Below are 19067 nucleotides of genomic sequence, written 5' to 3'. Positions count from 1 at the left end.
TTGGGTTATGAATAGAGAGAGCAAGCATATCCTTAAAGGATTACGCCTGTATGTCACAGAGAGAATGACGAGAAAAAAACATTGGGGGTGTAATTATTTGAGCCTGCTTCACATTGCTGTTATTTTGCCTTTTGTAGCTGGCATCGTACTCGCACTGATGCACAGACTATTCAGTAAAATTCATCTGGGATGGCTGGTACTCGTCGTACCGGCATCGTTATTTGTCTATTTTGCAAGCCAGATTTCTGCCGTGTCCCAGCGTCACCCGGTATCCGGACAGATTCCCTGGATTCCGTCCCTGGACATCGGATTTAATCTATATTTGGACGGACTGAGTCTACTGTTAACGTTGCTGATCAGCGGGATAGGCGTGCTTGTTGTCTTTTATTCCATCTTTTATTTGAGCAAAACAGAGGCTTTAAACCGTTTCTATCTCTACTTGTTAATGTTTATGGGCGCTATGCTTGGCGTCGTATTATCAGATAATATGATCGTGCTGTATGGATTTTGGGAACTCACCAGCATTACGTCATTTCTGTTAATCGCCTTTCACTACAAGCGTAAAGCTTCTACATCCGGTGCACAAAAATCGTTCCTGATTACGGTTTTTGGCGGATTCGCCATGCTTGCCGGATTCATGTTGATGTACCTGATGACAGGTACATTCAGTATCCGTGCAACCATCACCGAGTGGGGACATATTCAGGACAGCAATCTCTTCTTACCAGCTCTCGTTCTTATTCTGATTGGAGCATTCACCAAATCGGCACAATTCCCGTTTCACATCTGGCTGCCTGATGCCATGGAAGCTCCCACTCCAGTCAGTGCGTATCTGCACTCCGCCACCATGGTCAAAGCCGGGCTGTATGTTGTTGCCCGCTTCACACCCATCTTCGGCGGGCAGGGACTCTGGTTCTGGCTTGTAACTGGCGTCGGACTGCTCACACTGGGGTACGGATCATTTTTAGCCGTGAAAAAAAACGATCTCAAGGCCATTCTTGCGTATTCCACCATTTCACAACTCGGTCTGATCATGTCCCTCTTCGGGATCGGATCCGCTGCTCTCTATTTCGGATATGGCGAGTCCTCTGCCATGTACACCGTAGCGATCACTGCTGCACTGCTCCATTTATTCAACCACGGTACCTTTAAAGCTGCTTTGTTTATGGTCGCCGGCATTGTCGATCATGAGACAGGTACACGAGATATTCGCAAGCTTGGCGGACTGGCAGCATTCATGCCTGTCACATTCAGCCTGGCGCTGATCGGTTCACTAGCTATGGCAGGTATTCCGCCCTTTAACGGATTCCTTAGTAAGGAATTGTTCTTTCAAGCGATGGTACAGATTACAGATCTTCGTATTTTTGGAATGGGCTCCTGGAGTATTCTCCTACCTGTCATCGCGTGGCTTGCCAGCGTTTTCACATTGATCTATGCCCTGATTTTTGTGTTCAAAACATTCCTCGGTCGTAGCCGAAGTGAGCTACCTGCCGAGAAATTACATGAAGCGCCTATCGGCTTGCTCATCCCACCGATCGTTCTAGGCGCGCTGGTCATCGGTTTTGGACTCTTTCCGGATCTACTGTCCGGGTCATTGATCGAACCGGCAATGGCTGCCGTTCTCCCTTCCCTTCTGAATGGGGATGAACGCTTTGATGTACATTTCTCCTTATGGCATGGCTGGACTCCCGAATTGTTCATGACTATCGGCGTTATTGTGCTAGGGGTCATGTTATACAAGTTACTGCCACGATGGAGGAATATTTATGAGCATTATCCACAGGGATTAACGATTAACAATATGTATCATGTTGTTTTAGACAATGTACAGCACTACGCACAGAAGTGGACAGAAGCTTATATGAACGGCTCCGTCCGCAATTATCTGGTTTATATATTCTCATTTACCGTTGCGCTACTCGTTTACGCCTTCTTCCGGTCTGGTGAAAACATTACCTGGCATGTGCAGGATAATGCACCCTACTCATTCTATGAAGTCGTGTTGCTGGTCACGCTGATTGCAGCCGCCATCTCCATTCCTTTTGCGAAAAACCGATTATCTGCTGTCATTATGACCGGAGCTGTCGGCTACCTGGTTACACTGCTGTTTGTCTTGTTCCGGGCACCCGATCTTGCGCTGACGCAGATGATTGTAGAGACGGTCTCCGTCGCATTGTTCCTGCTCTGCTTCTACCATTTGCCCGAGTTACAACGCGGCAAGTCCAGCTCCCGCTATCTCACGGTGAATGCCATTGTAGCTGTTTCCGTTGGCGTTGTGATGACATTCGTCGCACTCGCTGCAAGCGGCACAGTATCCTTGGATAGCATCTCGGCTTTCTTTCTTCAGGAAGCTTACAGTTCCGCGGGTGGTAAAAATGTCGTAAACGTATTGCTGGTGGATTTCCGCGGTTATGATACATTACTTGAAATTATGGTTCTTGGCGTAGCCTCATTGTCCATCTACTCCATGATCAACCTGAATCTCGAAGCGAAGGATCTTGGAGCCCGATTGAAATTCCGTAAAAATGAGGAGAAAAAGGACGAAGAACCCGAGCTTGACGATGAAGCGGACAACACCAAAAAATACGGAAACCGCGAGCGTAGTACATTGTCCTGGGACACGGTTCCTTTGCAAAGTAATGATGTTTTGTTGCAAACCACAACGAAAGTGGTTGTGTTTATCATTTTAACCTTCTCCATGCATCTGTTCTTTGCCGGGCATCATAATCCTGGCGGTGGTTTCATCGGTGGACTCGTCACAGCTGCAGCCCTCGTACTGATCGCTCTGGCCTTCAGTACGGATACGATACGCCAAGCGCTGCCCATCGATTTTCGAAGTTTGACAGCCATTGGTTTAGCCATAGCTTTGCTTACTGGTGCAGGTTCATTCCTGTTCGGTGTCCCATTTCTCAGCCAGACATTCGGATATTTCGAACTGCCCCTGCTGGGCGAAACAGAGCTTGCTACAGCCATGCTGTTTGACCTAGGCGTATACCTCGCTGTGCTCGGCGTCACCATGACTATCATTTTACAGATCGGGGAGGATCGTTGATATGGAAATTTTGATGTGTGTGGCCGTAGGCATTTTGTTTGCGGTTGCCGTCTTTCTAATCTTGTCACGGAGCCTGCTCCGTATCGTACTAGGCATGTCGATTCTGACACATGGAGTGCACCTGTTGTTAATTACGATGTCACGTCTCAAGACGGGGGCTCCTCCACTACTGGGAGAAATGGCGGAGAAATACGTTGATCCGCTCCCTCAGGCGTTGATTTTAACGTCCATTGTCATCAATTTTGGTCTGACAGCCTTCTTTTTTGTCCTTTCTTACCGTTCTTATCTGAAGCTGAGAACGGATGACATGGAAGAAGTAAGGGGGCGTCCATATGAATAATCTTGTGGTTCTGCCTATCCTGCTTCCACTGGTCACGGGCGTGATCACTCTGTTGTTCTTCCGTAAAATCAATATACAACGTTTCTTTAGCGTGATGGGTCTGTTAGCCACTGCAACGGTCTCAACCATACTCATCACACGTGTTGCCCAATCTGGCGTATTGACACTCAATATGGGTGGCTGGAAAGCACCTTATGGAATCGTACTTGTTGCCGATATGGTCGCAGCCTTGCTGGTTGTTGCTGCTTCCATCATTGCGCTGGCTTGCCTGCTCTATGCTTTTCGAAGCATCAACAAGGAGCGGGAGCAACATCACTTCTATCCGTTCTTTCATTTTTTGATTGCGGGCGTGAACGCATCGTTTCTAACCGGGGATCTGTTCAATTTGTTTGTCAGCTTTGAATTGATGCTGATCTCTTCTTACGCTCTCATTGTACTCGGAGGCACGGAAAGACAGCTGCGTGAAACGATTAAATATGTACTGATCAATATCGTGTCTTCTGCCTTATTTGTCGCTTCGATCGGCTTTCTGTATTCCATCACGGGTACGCTGAATATGGCTGATTTGTCGGTACGCATTGCTGAAGTGGGACAGAGCGGAGTAGTCACACTGATTGCAGTTCTTTTCTTGATCGTATTCAGCATTAAGGCGGGCTTGTTCCTGTTCTTCTGGTTGTCCGGCTCTTATGCGGCTCCGCCCGCCGTCGTTACCGCGTTATTCGCCGGGTTGCTGACCAAGGTTGGCCTGTATGCCATTGTGCGGACATTTACGTTGATCTTCTATCATGATCCAGACTTCTTTAATGCTTTGATCGGCTGGATGGCGGGTGCCACAATGATTTTGGGTGTGATTGGAGCGATCTCCTACCGTGATGTGAACAAAATTTTGATCTATAATGTCGTCGCTGGCGTAGGTTTCGTCGCGTTTGGTATGGCTGCGGCCAGCCGTAGTGCTCTGGAAGGATTACTGTTTTATATGCTGCATGACATGTTGATCAAAACACTGCTTTTCCTGCTCGGCGGTGCGCTCATTGCTGTTGCGGGAACTTCCAGGCTCGATAACATGGGTGGACTAATCCAACGTTATCCCGTGCTGGGATGGATGTTTTTCATCAGTGCGCTTGCGCTTGCGGGTCTGCCTCCGTTCAGTGGATTCCCGGGAAAATTGATGCTGTTTGAGGGCGGCTTCGAAGCCGGATTATACGGTTTAACTGGTGTTGCCGTTCTCTCTAGTCTACTCATGCTGTATTCGGTACTCCGCATTTTCATTCAGGCGTTCTGGGGTGAGCCTCCTGCAGGCATGGCAAGACGTCCCTATGCAGTGAACGGACTGCTGATTCCTGCCGGAATTCTGTTTGCTTTTATCATCGTCATGGGTCTGGGGGCTGAAGGTATGTTTCAGCTCACGTCTCGCGCAGGTGATATTCTGCTACATCCCAACATTTATATTGATGCCGTATTGAAGGAGTAGATGTCTATGGCCTTTCAAATTGTACTCAATCTTATCATTGCCTTTGTCTGGATGTTTTTGAATAATGCCTGGAATGGTGTTGGTTTTCTTGTTGGTTTTCTGCTTGGATTGCTCCTCATCGGAGGCATGCGACGTTTCTTCCCGCAGCGCTTCTACATCGTTCGAGTGTGGGCTATCTTCAAATTGATCGGATTGCTGTTCAAAGAACTCGTTCGAGCAAGCATTGAGGTCATTCGAGAGATTATCAAACCACGGCTAGACATTCGACCAGGCATTTTCACCTATCGCACACAGTTATCTTCGGATTGGGAAGTGACACTGCTGTGTCTGCTGATCTCATTGACGCCAGGTTCACTGCCGCTTGAAATTTCGGGGAATCAGCGTAAGCTTTTCATCCATGCACTGGATATCAAAGATGAAGAGAAACTGCGAAACGATATTCAGAATACGTTTGAAAAAGCAATCATGGAGGTGACACGTTAATGTTATCCTCACTACTGTTTATCTCACTGCTCATTCTATCTCTAGCGATTCTGGCCTGCTTGTATCGTGTTCTTCGCGGTCCCTCCATGGCTGACCGGATTACGGCTCTTGATACGATCGGTATCAATGTCATTGCCATCGTAGCTGTACTCTCCATGATGCTGAAGACACAGGCTTATCTGGACATCATTTTGCTGATCGGCATTCTGGCTTTTCTAAGCACAGTCGCATTTGCACGTTATATTGAACGAGGGGCGGTGTTTAAAAATGAAGGAGATCGTTAGTAGCACCGCTGAAACGGGAATTGGGCTACTGGTGTTACTTGGGGCCCTCCTTAGTGCACTTAGTGCCTTCGGACTCCTTCGTCTGCCTGATGTATATTTGAGAGCCCACGCTGCCACCAAAAGCATGACACTAGGGGTGTTTTGTGTGCTGAGCGGTGCATTTTTCTTCTTTTGGTATTTTGACAACTATATCAGTGCTCGCTTGCTACTCGGTATTTTGTTTGTTTTCATCACTGCGCCTGTTGCGGGGCACCTGAACGGCCGTGCGGCCTACCGCACCGATGTACCTCTCTGGGAGCAAAGTGTACAAGACGAACTTGAACCGTTGTTAAAAGGGAAAAAGATGAACCACGAAGCAAAGGATATGATGGAGTAGCTTATATAGAGGCTAAATTAAGAGGTTTACACTGGACACTCCGATGACAGAATAACCTTCCGATCGCTGTTATCCCCGGATTTTTTTTATTCCCTTTTCCAAAGGGGAAAATCCGGTGATAAAGGCGAGCGCTTCGCTTCTTCAGGTTTTTTCTGTCCTCTCCGTTAAAGTGTAAAAAATAATTTAACTTATATAGGTGGCGAAAATAAGTAAAAAATCCCCTGGAGATATCGCGCATAAGCGGCTTTCCTCCAGGGGATTTCTTATATAACCTGAATATCGTTTGTGTACTTCAAATACAGATAGAACTTACCCAACACACTACTTTCTTATCAGAAACCGTTTAAGCCTTGGCGTTTCAGATCCGCAGCCACGATTCGAGCAAGCTGTGATGCCCCTTGCCGATTCGGATGCAAGCTATCGCCATTCATGTACAGAGCAAGCGTAGCTGCCGGCCCAATCGAAGTGAAGTATGCCGAGCTGAGCTTGTTCAGATCCACGAGTGTTACTCCCTCTTCCTGTGCCAGTGCACGCGTAGATGCGTTATACCAACGGTTCTCGGCTTGATGTACATTGGCCGAATTAAAGTCTGTTGCCCGCCCTTGAGGTGTCGAGAGAATAACGGTTGCGCCTTTGTTTTTCGCCTGACGAACCATATCACGCATGATTTCTTTGAACTGGGCCTCAGTTGTATTGTTCTTGGCGTTTGTATCATTAATTCCGAGCTGTAGAATAAAATAGTCACCCGGTTTGATATACTTCAGAATCGCTTCCATCTGACCATCATCACGGAACCCTCTGGCAATCTGCCCGCTTGTCGCCATGTTACGAACCTGGAAAGTTGTATTGTTTACATAGGTAGGAAGCAACTGCCCCCAGCCCCCCTGTACACTGCTACCAAGCGGATAATAGTTGCACACCGTTGAATCTCCACCAATATAGATCGTGCGATTCGTCACAGGCTGGTTGGACAGTTTCCGAATTTCAAGGGCACTTAACGTAAAAGCAGTACCCGCCTTCCCTTCCGTTACCAGCAGATTCAACTGTCCGTCTGTCACTGGAATCTGGAATTGATCGGTTGCACCATTGCCCGTCATATTCATGATCTGATAGACCCCTTCGGCTGCCACACTAGCTCTGGCGGTGTTACCCAGAGTCACTTTGACCTCATACAGACCATTCGGCAGGTCAACATTGAACGTATTATCACTTTTCGTACCAAATTTCAGAAATTGAACGGCATCACTTGCAACACCACTACCGGATGCGGAAACATTTTTCATATTACCCGGAGTGTTGAAACCATACCCCCTTGCAGCTGTATAGGCCGTTGAGGCAGACACTCCAGTATATCCGTTCGCTACTGCTCCTGCGCCAAAATCGAATTTGTAATGATCCGATGCCGCCTCGGCTACATCTACTCTGTCACTTCCAAACTCAACCGCGATCATACTCGCAGCAAGTACAGTACATAACATCATTCGTAAAGAAGTTGACCATTTCATCATACAGTGCTCCTCTCGAATTCAAATGATAAGGTTTTGTACCCATCACATTCCAGATCATGATGGAAAATTACGGTTACCACTACGGTTACAATACCTGTTCAAGCCAATCATAAGCTTTTGCACCGCTTATCTCATGTCCACCGTCGAAATAATCGGCATCCAGTGCTTGTCCTGCACCAGCATGCTCATAAATCATTTTCAACCGTTCGTGAGCCTCTCGTGCCGAATGTAGCGGAAATACAAGATCTTCACTTCCGATCTCCAGAAATAGAGGCCGCGGAGCAATCAGACCGATGATATCCGGCAGCTCTGCTTCCTGTAGAATCCCCGGAATGTAGTTGTCGAGGCAATGATTGCGGTCCAGAATGCTGCCATGAAAGGTACTTGCGTAACCACTTACTACGGCCGCTTTGCATCGCTCGTCCAATGCGGCTGTAAAGGCTGTAACCAATCCCCCACCGGAGATACCCATGCTTCCGATCCGTTCAGAATTAACTTCAGGTCGAGTGGATAAATAATCCAACACACGCGTTGTTTCATAGACCCGATGTCCTGCGAGCGTTTTACCCACCATAAGCAGATGTGCGGCGATCTTCGTACAGGAACTTGCGCCTGGCGGCGCCTCTCGATCCTCATCCAGTCTTCTGTCTCCAAACCCAAGCAGTTCTGGAGCAGCCACAACGTACCCACGCTTCACGAGCGCAACGGCAAAATCTTTGTGTAATCCAGGCTCCCCTGCCCGTGGCGAACCATCCGGCTCCATTCCGCAAATCTCCCGGCTCCCATAGCCGTGTCCATGACAAGCAACAATAGCAGGCCTCTTCATATCGGTAGCGCTTACATTATTGGGGATTAAAAGATAAATGGGCATCCGTAATCCCTCATACGTTGTGATCTCAATCCGCTCCCGGATGTAGCCATCGCATGGAACACGTTCCAGTACGACAGGGTTCAAAGCAGCGGGCATCATCGGAAAATCGCCCAGCCTTTCTTGGACACGTGTACGCAATTGATGTTGCCATAACTCCAAGGGTTGATCTGCATCATACGCAGAACGACCTCGAATTGTGGTTTGTTGCTGCAGATAAGCTTCGATTTCGGACATGTTTCAGTGTACCTCCTATAGGTGCTGGAATGATGCTAGTGGTGAATTGAAAAATTTGGTAACCCTTATCTATTATAGTACTAGAAGTAACATCGTCGCCACCTTTAGTTTACGGCTTTAGACCACAAATCGCTTTCATTCTAATAAGTTAAAATAAAAAAGAGTATTCCGTAGCCCGAATTCAGGTTACATACAGAATACCCTTTTTCTTTCTACAGATAACAGAAGTCTGGTGCTTCCATATCCCCTTCTTGTTTACACTACGTCAGCCAGGTAGCCACCAGTTCCATCTCCCCATCAGTTTCATCAAGGATGGAACAAGCACAAGACGGATTAGCGTTACATCGATAAATACAGCTGTTGTGATCCCAATGCCTAACTGTCTTACCCCTTCAATCTCGGCAAAAGCAAAAGGAACCGTTACCGCCAGTAAAATACCTGCTGCAGACGTAATTAAACGACCTGTTGAAGCCAAGCCTTGTTGAACCGCTGTGTCACTATCTCCTGTTTGTCTGTATACTTCCTGAATACGGCTTAACATGAAGACGCCATAGTCCATCGATATACCGAATACAAGGCCAGCAATGAAGACCGGAATCATAATCGCAATTGAAGATACTTCCATACCCAGATGACCTTCGTTAAAGACCCATACAAGTATGCCAAAGGATGCGGCCAGACTAAGCAGGTTCATCAGAATCGCTTTTAGTGGTATTAGTAGTGAACGGAATGCGAGTAGCAACACCAGATAATTGCTTACCACGACAAATACAAGTACTTTGGGTAACTGTTGCGTAATTTCATGCATTATTTCATCTTCATAAACTGCTTCGCCGCCATAACGAATCGGAATGCCTTCCGGCCCAGCTGTTACATCCTCTGCTCTTGTCTGTCGCAGCCATTCTTTCATCTCATCTGAACCCGCTTCGCCGTATACACCGACCGTTAAGCGAATAAAAGAATCCGAAATACCCCCTTGAGAGTGAATACTCACCACTCTTTCATCCTGTTGAAACCTGGTTACTTTGTGTTTGGCCACCCTCCAGTGAGAGTCTGTTAACGGCTCATCCTTTTTCCCGATGATCATATCGACCAGAGTAATATGCTTCTGACCGAAATTTTGCTCGATCTGCTCCGATGCTTGACGGGACTCCATTCTGGCAGGTAAGGAGGAAGCATCGGGAACGGACAAATCCATCCGTGTAAAGGGAAACACACAACATAGCAGCAGCGTAGTACCTGCAAGCCCCATCCATACAGGACGTTTCATGACCATCGCTGACCAGCGGTGCCAGAAGTTTCGTTCAAGCGTTTCATCTTTTATTCGTTCTCCAGAAATGCTGGCTGTGGGTTTTATCTGAGCAAATACTCTGTTTGCACTTATTGAAAGAATGGCTGGCAACAACGTTACATTTAACAATAAGGACAGCACCAGAACAATGGTAGCCCCAAGCGATACACTGAGAAACATAGGTAGCCTGATCCAGAGAAGACCCAGCAAACCCAGGAACACACATGCCGCTGAGAACAGAACCGCTCGACCAGCTGTGCACAATGTCCGTTCCAAAATTTCACGTTGGTTGATGCTGTTGCGCTCACTATTGAACTTGTCTCTGCTTGCGTAACGCTGCTTTAATTCCTCCCTGTATCTGCTCAAAATAATAAGTGCAAAATCAATACTGAGCGCCATACCCACCATTGGAATAACGTTAATAATAAAATTGGACAGCTCCAGGTATTGACCCAGTAGAGACGTTATGCCCATTGCCATAATCACTGCACTGATTCCCATCATGACAGCAATACATGCCGCATACAGTCCTCTGAATGCAAAGCAAAGAACGATTAATGCAATCGGTATCCCGACGATCTCTGCTCGTTCTAAATCCTGAAAGCTCAGTCGATTTACATCCTGTTGCACAACTGTTTTCCCTGTAAGTTGTACGGTTCCAGGCAGATGGACTTGCTTGTCCTCTTCAAGAAGCTCGCGTAATTGAGCTAGTGGATGCTTCATTCGGTGAGGTGCGATGTCCATGTGTACCAGAGCATAAGCCTGATTATCACGCAACATTCTACCCTGTGTGTTTACATCAAAAGGGGAAATCACTGAGGATATCGCTGGCAAGGTGCGGACTGCGGCAAGCTGTTCTTGAATCCACGTCTTGAAGGATATCTCAGAAGTATTGGGATGTTTATTAAAAAGTAACACGACCGGATCGGGCGGGGAGCCAAATTCCTGGTCCAATATCTGTTCTACGGCTTGGGCTTGTCCCCCAGCCAGCTTCAACCCGTGATCCTGAACCATGTCAGGTAACTTCCATGCCCAAGCGACTGACATCCCGATGATAAACACCCAGCAGATGATAATAAACCACGGATATCGACTAATGAGAGCAGCCAAGCTTCGATATCCCATCCCCAAGCTCCTCTGCATTTAAATTGGATTCTAATTATGGTTAGCACCATAAGATATGCTTTGTTTAGTACAAGTCTATTCATGAACAAACATGATTATGTTCCTAATGAAACAAAGACAAATAGCCTCATGTATATGCTACATGTGGCTGTCCGTCCTCACTGTTTTAATTTACATCCAATTATTCTGGCCGAATGACGGTGAATCGATCACCCAGTTTGGCATAATCATTCCCTGCCAGACGGCTGACTGGTTTTAATTGATCCATTAAGATATAACCTTTATCCGCAAGATAGACCTTTTCGCTAAAATGATAATGTACAATGCGCACGAGAAGCAGGTCACTTACAGGCACGCCTGCATCATTCGAGATCGGAATATGTTGATACAGCTTGCACTCCATCCGGATCAGCGCTTCCTGAATTCCGGGTACAGCGACCACGGAACTGGGTACAGTCGTCAGATGAGTTCGTTCTAATTCACTTTCATGTGGCTCCAGTAAAGCCGCAGTTTCATTGACGTCTTCAATTATGTCTTCGTCACAAATGTGCACAACCAGTTCATTATGGGCGAGCACATTGCGTGCCGTATCCTTCATTACACCATTTTTACGTCCAACCGAGATGGATAACAATGGTGGATCAGAGCTCACGATATTGAAAAAGCTAAATGGCGCTGCATTAATGATTCCATCATGATCTGAGAGCGTAGTTACAAAGGCAATCGGACGCGGTACGATTGAACCGCTCATTAATTTATAATTATCTTTAGCCGTGAGTTCTTCCGGATTTAGTGAATACATATGTAAGTCCCCTTTCCTAATCGCATGCATGAGCCTGATCCTCAGCATCTTAACCTTCTACTTTCTTCATCGTTATTATATATGCATACCGTCCATAAAAACAAAAAAATACTTGTATAGACCTAATGGCCATCATGAGTGTCCCATTTTCATTGCTCATGTTTAGAAATACACACTTGTTAACAATCACATCTAGGCGAATACCATCATAGACTGTTTTCAGAATAAGATGACAGGAAGGATGTTCTTGAACATGAACCATGTTTATTCCCCTTATGCAGGTTATTATGATGGTCGTTATACAAGTTACGGCGAAGATCGTTCCATTCAATTCCCTCCACTCTTCCCAGGTGGAGGCAGTCTCCCTGGAGGGCAAACTCCGCCAGGCATTCCCGGAAGCCCGGGCTCGTTTCCTCCTTTCATTCCTGGTGCAGGAACCCCTCCGGGTCCCTATTTCCCTGGCGGCATGCCGGGTCCTGTTCCTGGTCCGGGCCCAGCTCCAGGTGTGCCAGCACAGCTAGCTCAGGGGAATCTTCCTTCCTTGCTAAGTGCCTATCCTCGCCCGGTTGGTCAGCCGCCTGCCGAGATGTTATTTTTGTATAACCTTATCAAAAGCAGTCCTGGACTACTGCCACTCTTCCTGCAGCAGCAACCGCAAAGCTTGACACAAGCCGTTCAATTTGCCCAAACAGGTGCGGCCGCCCCACGGGATCAGGAGCAGCGTGTACTCCCTAACTTCTGTTATAACCGCTGGTCGCTCGTGTTTACGTATAATGATGTGTATTTAATGTGGCCTGCTATTAATCTGTTTGGTTTTGTTATTGGCTATTTCTATCCATACCAGACACCAGGAATTCTGCTCAACACCCAAATTCTGTTCGCCCTTTGTTAGTGGCAGACAGACTAAAAGGCCCGCATTGGAAGACTATGCTTCCCTGCGGGCCGTTCCTGGTTATACTTAAGCACTATGATGTTGTAGAAACGGTCTGTTTCGATTTACTCCTACCGATCATGACAACATACAAGAGCAATGCCCCCAGATCAGCACATGCGATCACAATTCCCATGGGCACTGCTGTATGTTCTCCTCCAAGACCCACGAGTGGAGCAACGAGTCCGCCAAACAGAAAGGTCATAACACCAATCAACGCTGATGCACTTCCAGCCGATTTCGCCTGATCAGCCATAGCCAGCGCGAACGACGCTGTATTAATCAACCCCACGCTGGACACAACCAAGAATAAGGGGATTAGAACTGAAATCAGCCCGCCTCCAGCAAGAATCGCGACAAGTAAGGAAGTTCCTCCGACAGCCGCTATAAGTAATCCGGCGATTAACAGCCGTGTCTCTGATACCTTACCGGCTAGCCGTCCGGCGATCTGGCTGGCAAGAATAATGCCCAGTCCATTGATGGCAAAACATATACTGAACATTTGAGGGGACACCCCGTATATTTTCTGAAGCACAAATGGTGATCCCGATATGTAAGCGAACATGCCTGCCGCTGCGAAACCTTGCGTTAGAGCATAACCCATAAAACGGCGATTCCTCGCTATGCTACCAAACGTCAGCAGCGTCTGCTTAAGCCCCCCGCTCGATCTTTTATGCGCCGGAAGTGTCTCGCCCAAACCAAAGATGACCGCGAGAAGCGCGAGCACGCCGATAAGACTTAGCAAAATAAATACGCCTCGCCATGAAGTATACGTTAGAATTTGTCCACCTATAATCGGTGCCGCGATAGGTGCCACTCCATTAATAAGCATTAACAAAGAAAAGAACCGAGTCAGTTCTGGACCCTCGTATACGTCCCTGACCACTGCACGTGCGATGACAATCCCCGCCGCTCCGGCCAGCCCTTGAATAAAACGTAACACAACGAATGACCCCATCGTTGGGCTAACCAGGCATAATATAGACGCAATCGTATACAGCACAAGTCCGGCAATCAGCGGTATGCGACGACCTCTCACATCGCTTAATGGCCCCGCAAGCAGCTGGCCCAGCGCAAGCCCGATCATACAAGCTGTCAGGCTGAGCTGGGCGTACGAAGTGGACGAGCCAAATTCATCCGCCAGCGTTGGCAGGGCTGGCAGATACATATCCAGAGACAGCGGTCCGAATGCGGAGAGCGTCCCGAGAATTAGCGCCATTCTCACTCTTGGCGTAGCCGTGGTGTGTAATGAAGCTGTTGCTTTACTTTTCATCCCCAATATATCCCTTTCTTCCCGATCGTGTTGCCATATTCATGTTTAGTCCTCTCCGCCTCCAAGCAATCTTAGCAAGTTGTTAGGCAAGGTAAACTGCTGATTATTAATAATAATACGGCGCAGCTCCTCCTCATCCCGCTCGTTCTCCGCGTCCTTGATCTCCTGGATCTCACGGTGCAAGCGTTCCATTTGGTGATCCAATGCATTGGCAGAATCCGCCGCACTTTTCAATTCTCTTGTTAAATGTTCCGGAACATCTTTGTTGTATTTATAAAAGATTTTATGTTCCAGACTCGCCCAGAAATCCATCGCGATTGTACGAATCTGAATTTCAACACAGGCACGTTCCTCGCCATTGGACATGTATACCGGCACTTCAACAAGCAGATGCAAACTTTGATACCCGTTCGGTTTCGGATTTTGGATGTAATCTTTCACTTCGAGGACACGTAAGTCGCTTTGGTTGCACAGCATATCCTTAATTCGATAAATATCAGAAATGAACGAACATGTGATACGTACACCAGCAATATCCTTAATATTTTGCTTGATGCTTTCAAATGTCAGCTCATGATTTTTACGGAACATTTTGTTCATAATGCTCTCGGGAGACTTCAATCTCGACTTGGTATGCTCAATCGGACTATAGTCATGAAGGGACTGGAACTCTTCCTTCAGCACTTCAATTTTGGTTTCCATCTGATCCAGCGCAAATTTATAGATCATCATAAATCGTGTAATTTCGTATTTGAATTTCTTGAACTGGTCAATCGGATGCGGAGCATTCATCATCAGTTTCTTCCTTTCTTTTGACACCTCTATGATTTGATAACCAACTTGTATACGTTCATATGAACGCTGGTCTTATGACATGTCTTCTATATCATTATAAAACATCTGACATGAATAAACGAATTTTAGAAATGTACATGTGCCGCTTTGGTTCAGATTTCGTTTTGATGAAGGCGGTACATTAGCTGTATACTGGAGGAGTTATGTTTGCTTGAAAGGACGGGAAAATATGAATCACAATCACCTCCAGAAATACGCCATGTTACTGCTCTGCATGTCAGCCGGTATGGTCGATGTCATCGGATATCTTGGGCTTGGGCATGTGCTTACAGCTAATATGACAGGAAACATTGTGCTACTGGGTATCGCTATTGCCCGCGCTCAGGAATTTGTTGTACTGAGAGCTTTGCTTGCCCTCATCGGTTTTATTGCGGGGAATGCAATAGCGGCACACATGCTAGGAAAGGTCAAAACCAAAAATGGTTGGTCACCGCGGGTAACTGCCGTATTTACCGTTGAAAGCATACTACTTCTGCTCTTTGCAATCCTTATGATCACTCCCTTTTCTGAGCAATTATCCTATCTGTTAATTGTACTGCTTGCGATCGCCATGGGGATGCAAACAACGGCTGCCCGAAGGATTGGTATTGCGGGAATCTCTACAACGGTGCTGACCAATAATCTGGCAGCGGTGATTGAAGATGCTGTAAGCATTCTTCATCGGTTAAAACATGCCAATATTCGCTCCTTGGTCAAAGCGCTGTCCACTGACGCCTACCTGAGAGCAGGCGCAGTTGTGATCTATCTCGGCGGGGTCATCATCGCAGCATTGCTTTTCCATCATGTGCCCCTGGTAGCGGTGTGGGTTCCTGTACTGGTCATTGCCGGCGTAACGCTTCAGGCAAAATTCGCGTCTTGGGGCAAAGAATTAGAGCTACATCGTAATCCGGAGTGAGGAACATCTTGCGAATATGTGCTACTGAAACAATTTCACAACGCTCAATGATTTATTGCAGAGTGCATCGCAAGGGCTTCTTTCCTGATCCATTGAACCAATTGTCTTGCCGCTGGCGACAACTGTTCTCCCGACCGTGTACAGATGGCAATCGTGTTTTGTAACTGTACGTTTTGTACATATACACGGGCAAGTTTGCCTTGATTAACGTCCTCTCTTACAACAAGGGATGAGATGAAATTAGCACCATATCCTGCCTTTACTGCGCTAATCGTTTCGTTCAATCCGTTGAACTGAAGTGTGATCCGTGGGGAGGGCAGGTTATTGGTCGTACACAAGGCAGCCAGTCGTTCTCGTGTTGCACTGCCTTTCTCACGCATGATGAATGGCTCAGCCATCATCTCGTGCAATGTAATGTTCTGACCTGCATACGGATGATCTGGATGCACCACAAACCACATTTCGTCCTCGAATAAATTATCCCAATGCACACCCGGATGACTGACTCCACTTCCTCCGTATATCGCAATCTCGGCTTCATAACGAAACAACTGGTCAAAAGCCATCTGTGTATTGCTTGTGCTTACGACAAGCTCGACATCCTCATGTGTCTGCTTGAACGTGGCAATCCAACGTGGCAGCAAAAAATTGGCCGGCAAGTAAGTCGCCGTAAGACGAATCAGTCCTTTTTTCCCCTCCCTCATGTCCTCCACAAATTGCTCCACTTCCAGTTCCAGCATGAATAATCGCTCGGCATATTCCATTAAATGTTTCCCTGCATCGGTAAGTACAAGTTTTCGTCCTTCGGAACCAAACAGCACTATGCCTAGTTCACGCTCAAACCGTTTGACCTGAGAAGATACCGCAGGTTGACTGATATTCAATTCTTCCGCAGCCCGGGTAACTCCGCCGTACTTCACAATGGCGTGAAACAATCGTAATCCATGCAAATTCATACATCTTCTCCTCTTCCTTGCTTACTTACGTACTGGTCCAACATTTTTATCCATCATAATATATAACTTTAATATATATTAACATACAAAATATATATTTTATTTATATGTCAATCTCCTCTATAGTTGAATTATAAGAAATACGAATTCAGCTAAACAGAAAGGAAGATGTGTAATGAGTAAACATGATTTGAATAATAGCCAGGTTAACCAGCCCGCCCGTTGGAATGAGGTCGATCATTATATAAACAGCCTTCTTCTTCCAAACGACAAAGACTTGCAAGCTGCACTTGAAGCCAATGCAGAAGCAGGGCTACCGTCACATGATGTCACACCGAATCAGGGAAAGTTCCTTCAGCTATTGCTGAAAATACAGGGGGCCTCGCGCGTACTGGAGATCGGAACTCTAGGTGCTTACAGCACCATCTGGATGGCCAGAGCCCTGCCAGATCATGGACGAATTGTCTCGCTGGAGTCAGAACCTAAACATGCGGCAATCGCACAAGCCAATCTGACCCGGGCCGGACTAATGCACAAAGTAGATCTTCGAGTAGGCCCGGCACTAACCTCCCTTCCTGATATTAAGGAAGAGTACCCTGAACCCTTTGATCTGATTTTCATCGATGCTGATAAACCGAGTAATCCGGATTACCTGAGATGGGCTTTACGTCTGACACGACCAGGAAGCTTGATCATCGGAGATAATATTATAAGGGACGGGGAAGTCATTCACTCTGACAGTGAAGACCCAAGAGTTCAAGGGGTTCGAACCTTTCTCGAATGCATCGGAGATCACCCTCATCTTGAAGCCACGGCACTGCAAACCGTAGGTAGTAAAGGATACGACGGATTTGTGATTGCTCGTGTCACAGATTCCCCTGTAACAAAATAAACAGTGGTCAATTCTTCCGAAAATCTGCCTTTCCTGTTACACTGGTATCACTGCACAGGCAGACTGGAGGGAGTCACTTGAGAGCTTTACGACAGATTCAGGTTGAAATTGGCGGGTGGTCTCGCAATATTCAACTGTTCTTTCTGGCAAGTCTGCTGTATCAGATCGGAAACGGCATGTTCTCGGTTCTTTATAATCTGTACATTCAAGGCTTAGGTTACGATGACACCATGAATGGTCAAATTGTCAGTATCCAATCTCTTGCTACAGCAATCATGTTCATTCCTATTGGATTTAGCGGTGACAAGTTCAGCCGCAAAAAATTGTTGATTATCGGGGCACTATTCAGCGGTGCTTTTCTGATCGGACGATCCTTCGATTATGCCGCAAGCGGGTTGATCTGGTTTGCTGTATTTTCTGGGCTGTTTGCTGGTGTTTTTCAGGTACTCGCTATTCCTTATCTCGCAGAGAACGTCAAAAAAAGTCAGCGTCTCAAAATGTTTAGCTATTATTCCTCTTTGGTGCTTGCATCTCAGGTTCTTGGCAGTCTGGGCGGAGGCGTGCTTGCAGACGTGCTTCACTCTGCCGGCATGGCCAAAGTCACCGGATTGCAGACGGTCCTATTTATGGGCGGAGCTGCGACACTAGCCGCATTTATTCCGCTACTTTTTGTAACCGAGAATCAGAAATCTAGTACAGATCTAAATACGAAACAACTTCAGCCTAGCCAACAATCTGTTCAGGGGGCTGAAGCGGAGCTTACTCGTGCTGTGATAACACCATTACCCGTTGATGATGACACACGTATCAAAAAAAGAGATACCAAGCTGATTGGTCAGTTCATTGTGACACAGTTGCTGATCGGATTAGGATCAGGGCTCGTTGTGCCTTATCTGAATTTGTATTTTACGAATCGCTTCGCCGTATCGTTAAGCGGCATGAGCATTCTGATTGCACTCGGTCAGATTATGACCATTGTGTCCATGCTGATTGGCCCAACGTTAGCTGCCAAAGTTGGCAGTGTACGGGCTGTAGTTATTTTCCAAGTATTATCGCTACCCTTCCTGTTATTCACAGGTTTTACGAACCTGCTTTTCATTGCATCCGTCAGCTTTTTGTTCAGGCAAGCGCTGATGAATGCAGCTAATCCAATTCATTCCGCCATATTAGTGGACCGGATCTCGGATAAACGCCGCGGGATCGCCAACTCCATGATGCAAACTTCGTTTATGATTGGTTGGGCCACGATGGGGCCCGTGCAGTCATATCTGGTTACTACCTATGGAACCTATTGGGGATACGCGATTACGTTCAGCATTACAGGCTGTCTTTACGTCATCTCTTCCCTGATGTACTTCTTCATGTTTAGAGAGCCTAAGCCCTCTGTTACTGTTCTTGCAGACAGACCATAATTATAAACAACTAAAA

Annotated in this window: 17 protein-coding genes; 10 read left to right on the top strand and 7 right to left on the bottom strand. The window is 46.8% G+C overall.

Going from position 1 to position 19067, the window contains the following annotated elements; genetic code table 11:
- The first annotated feature begins 64 nt into the window (after positions 1-64).
- The 6 genes from MHI38_RS00140 to mnhG are packed head-to-tail and all read left to right on the top strand — an operon-like array spanning position 65 to position 6006.
- Entirely contained in the window at positions 65-3052 is a 2988-nt protein-coding gene (locus tag MHI38_RS00140; RefSeq protein WP_276539718.1) for a Na+/H+ antiporter subunit A, read from the top strand.
- Between the two features lies 1 nt (position 3053).
- On the top strand, positions 3054-3392 hold the full coding sequence (locus MHI38_RS00135; protein ID WP_090920602.1) for a Na(+)/H(+) antiporter subunit C: 339 nt from the start codon (positions 3054-3056) through the stop codon (positions 3390-3392).
- The gene (locus MHI38_RS00130) at positions 3385-4863 is read left to right on the top strand and encodes a Na+/H+ antiporter subunit D (RefSeq protein ID WP_154886174.1); all 1479 of its coding nucleotides are present in this window, start codon (positions 3385-3387) and stop codon (positions 4861-4863) included. Before MHI38_RS00135 ends, MHI38_RS00130 begins: the two co-directional genes overlap by 8 nt.
- Positions 4864-4869: 6 nt before the next feature.
- Positions 4870-5346: a Na+/H+ antiporter subunit E gene (locus tag MHI38_RS00125; protein ID WP_154886175.1), complete on the top strand. Its 477-nt coding sequence runs from the start codon at positions 4870-4872 to the stop codon at positions 5344-5346.
- Complete coding sequence (locus tag MHI38_RS00120) at positions 5346-5630, top strand: Na(+)/H(+) antiporter subunit F1 (protein ID WP_090920611.1); 285 nt, start codon at positions 5346-5348, stop codon at positions 5628-5630. The genes MHI38_RS00125 and MHI38_RS00120 overlap by 1 nt, the downstream gene beginning before the upstream one ends.
- Positions 5614-6006, top strand: coding sequence for a monovalent cation/H(+) antiporter subunit G (gene mnhG, locus MHI38_RS00115; RefSeq protein WP_090920613.1), 393 nt, complete (start codon positions 5614-5616; stop codon positions 6004-6006). Before MHI38_RS00120 ends, mnhG begins: the two co-directional genes overlap by 17 nt.
- 332 nt (positions 6007-6338) lie before the next feature.
- Here the strand turns inward: mnhG and MHI38_RS00110 are convergent, their stop codons facing one another.
- From MHI38_RS00110 to MHI38_RS00095, 4 genes are all read right to left on the bottom strand, one after another.
- Positions 6339-7511, bottom strand: coding sequence for a rhamnogalacturonan acetylesterase (locus MHI38_RS00110; RefSeq protein WP_445667195.1), 1173 nt, complete (start codon positions 7509-7511; stop codon positions 6339-6341).
- Positions 7512-7599: 88 nt separating this feature from the next.
- Positions 7600-8619 (bottom strand): alpha/beta hydrolase family protein, encoded by a 1020-nt coding sequence (locus tag MHI38_RS00105; protein ID WP_341180772.1) that lies wholly within the window; start codon positions 8617-8619, stop codon positions 7600-7602.
- Positions 8620-8884: 265 nt separating this feature from the next.
- The gene (locus MHI38_RS00100; protein WP_341180771.1) at positions 8885-11035 is read right to left on the bottom strand and encodes an MMPL family transporter; all 2151 of its coding nucleotides are present in this window, start codon (positions 11033-11035) and stop codon (positions 8885-8887) included.
- A 181-nt stretch (positions 11036-11216) separates the two neighbouring features.
- Entirely contained in the window at positions 11217-11837 is a 621-nt protein-coding gene (locus MHI38_RS00095; RefSeq protein ID WP_154886178.1) for a flavin reductase family protein, read from the bottom strand.
- A gap of 253 nt (positions 11838-12090) precedes the next feature.
- Between MHI38_RS00095 and MHI38_RS00090 the strand changes: the two genes are divergently transcribed.
- Positions 12091-12729: a hypothetical protein gene (locus MHI38_RS00090; RefSeq protein ID WP_341180770.1), complete on the top strand. Its 639-nt coding sequence runs from the start codon at positions 12091-12093 to the stop codon at positions 12727-12729.
- A gap of 73 nt (positions 12730-12802) precedes the next feature.
- Here MHI38_RS00090 and MHI38_RS00085 read toward each other — a convergent pair whose 3' ends face one another.
- Both MHI38_RS00085 and MHI38_RS00080 read right to left on the bottom strand, forming a co-directional pair.
- Positions 12803-14041: a multidrug effflux MFS transporter gene (locus MHI38_RS00085; RefSeq protein ID WP_341180769.1), complete on the bottom strand. Its 1239-nt coding sequence runs from the start codon at positions 14039-14041 to the stop codon at positions 12803-12805.
- Positions 14042-14086: 45 nt separating this feature from the next.
- Positions 14087-14833: a GTP pyrophosphokinase gene (locus MHI38_RS00080; RefSeq protein ID WP_154984253.1), complete on the bottom strand. Its 747-nt coding sequence runs from the start codon at positions 14831-14833 to the stop codon at positions 14087-14089.
- 232 nt (positions 14834-15065) lie between these two features.
- Here MHI38_RS00080 and MHI38_RS00075 point away from each other — a divergent pair, with 232 nt between their 5' ends.
- Positions 15066-15791, top strand: coding sequence for a YoaK family protein (locus MHI38_RS00075; protein WP_341180768.1), 726 nt, complete (start codon positions 15066-15068; stop codon positions 15789-15791).
- A gap of 44 nt (positions 15792-15835) precedes the next feature.
- Here MHI38_RS00075 and MHI38_RS00070 read toward each other — a convergent pair whose 3' ends face one another.
- Positions 15836-16747, bottom strand: a complete 912-nt coding sequence (locus MHI38_RS00070; protein WP_341180767.1) for a LysR family transcriptional regulator — start codon at positions 16745-16747, stop codon at positions 15836-15838.
- Positions 16748-16922: 175 nt separating this feature from the next.
- Here MHI38_RS00070 and MHI38_RS00065 point away from each other — a divergent pair, with 175 nt between their 5' ends.
- Both MHI38_RS00065 and MHI38_RS00060 read left to right on the top strand, forming a co-directional pair.
- Entirely contained in the window at positions 16923-17639 is a 717-nt protein-coding gene (locus MHI38_RS00065) for an O-methyltransferase (protein ID WP_154886183.1), read from the top strand.
- A gap of 77 nt (positions 17640-17716) precedes the next feature.
- Positions 17717-19051 (top strand): MFS transporter, encoded by a 1335-nt coding sequence (locus MHI38_RS00060; RefSeq protein ID WP_221789744.1) that lies wholly within the window; start codon positions 17717-17719, stop codon positions 19049-19051.
- Positions 19052-19067: the final 16 nt, after the last annotated feature.

The organism is Paenibacillus sp. FSL K6-1558, assembly GCF_038002565.1.
Taxonomy (GTDB): domain Bacteria; phylum Bacillota; class Bacilli; order Paenibacillales; family Paenibacillaceae; genus Paenibacillus; species Paenibacillus polysaccharolyticus.
The sequence above is the reverse complement of the archived record's forward strand: the minus strand, read 5'-3'. Positions and strand labels throughout refer to the sequence as shown.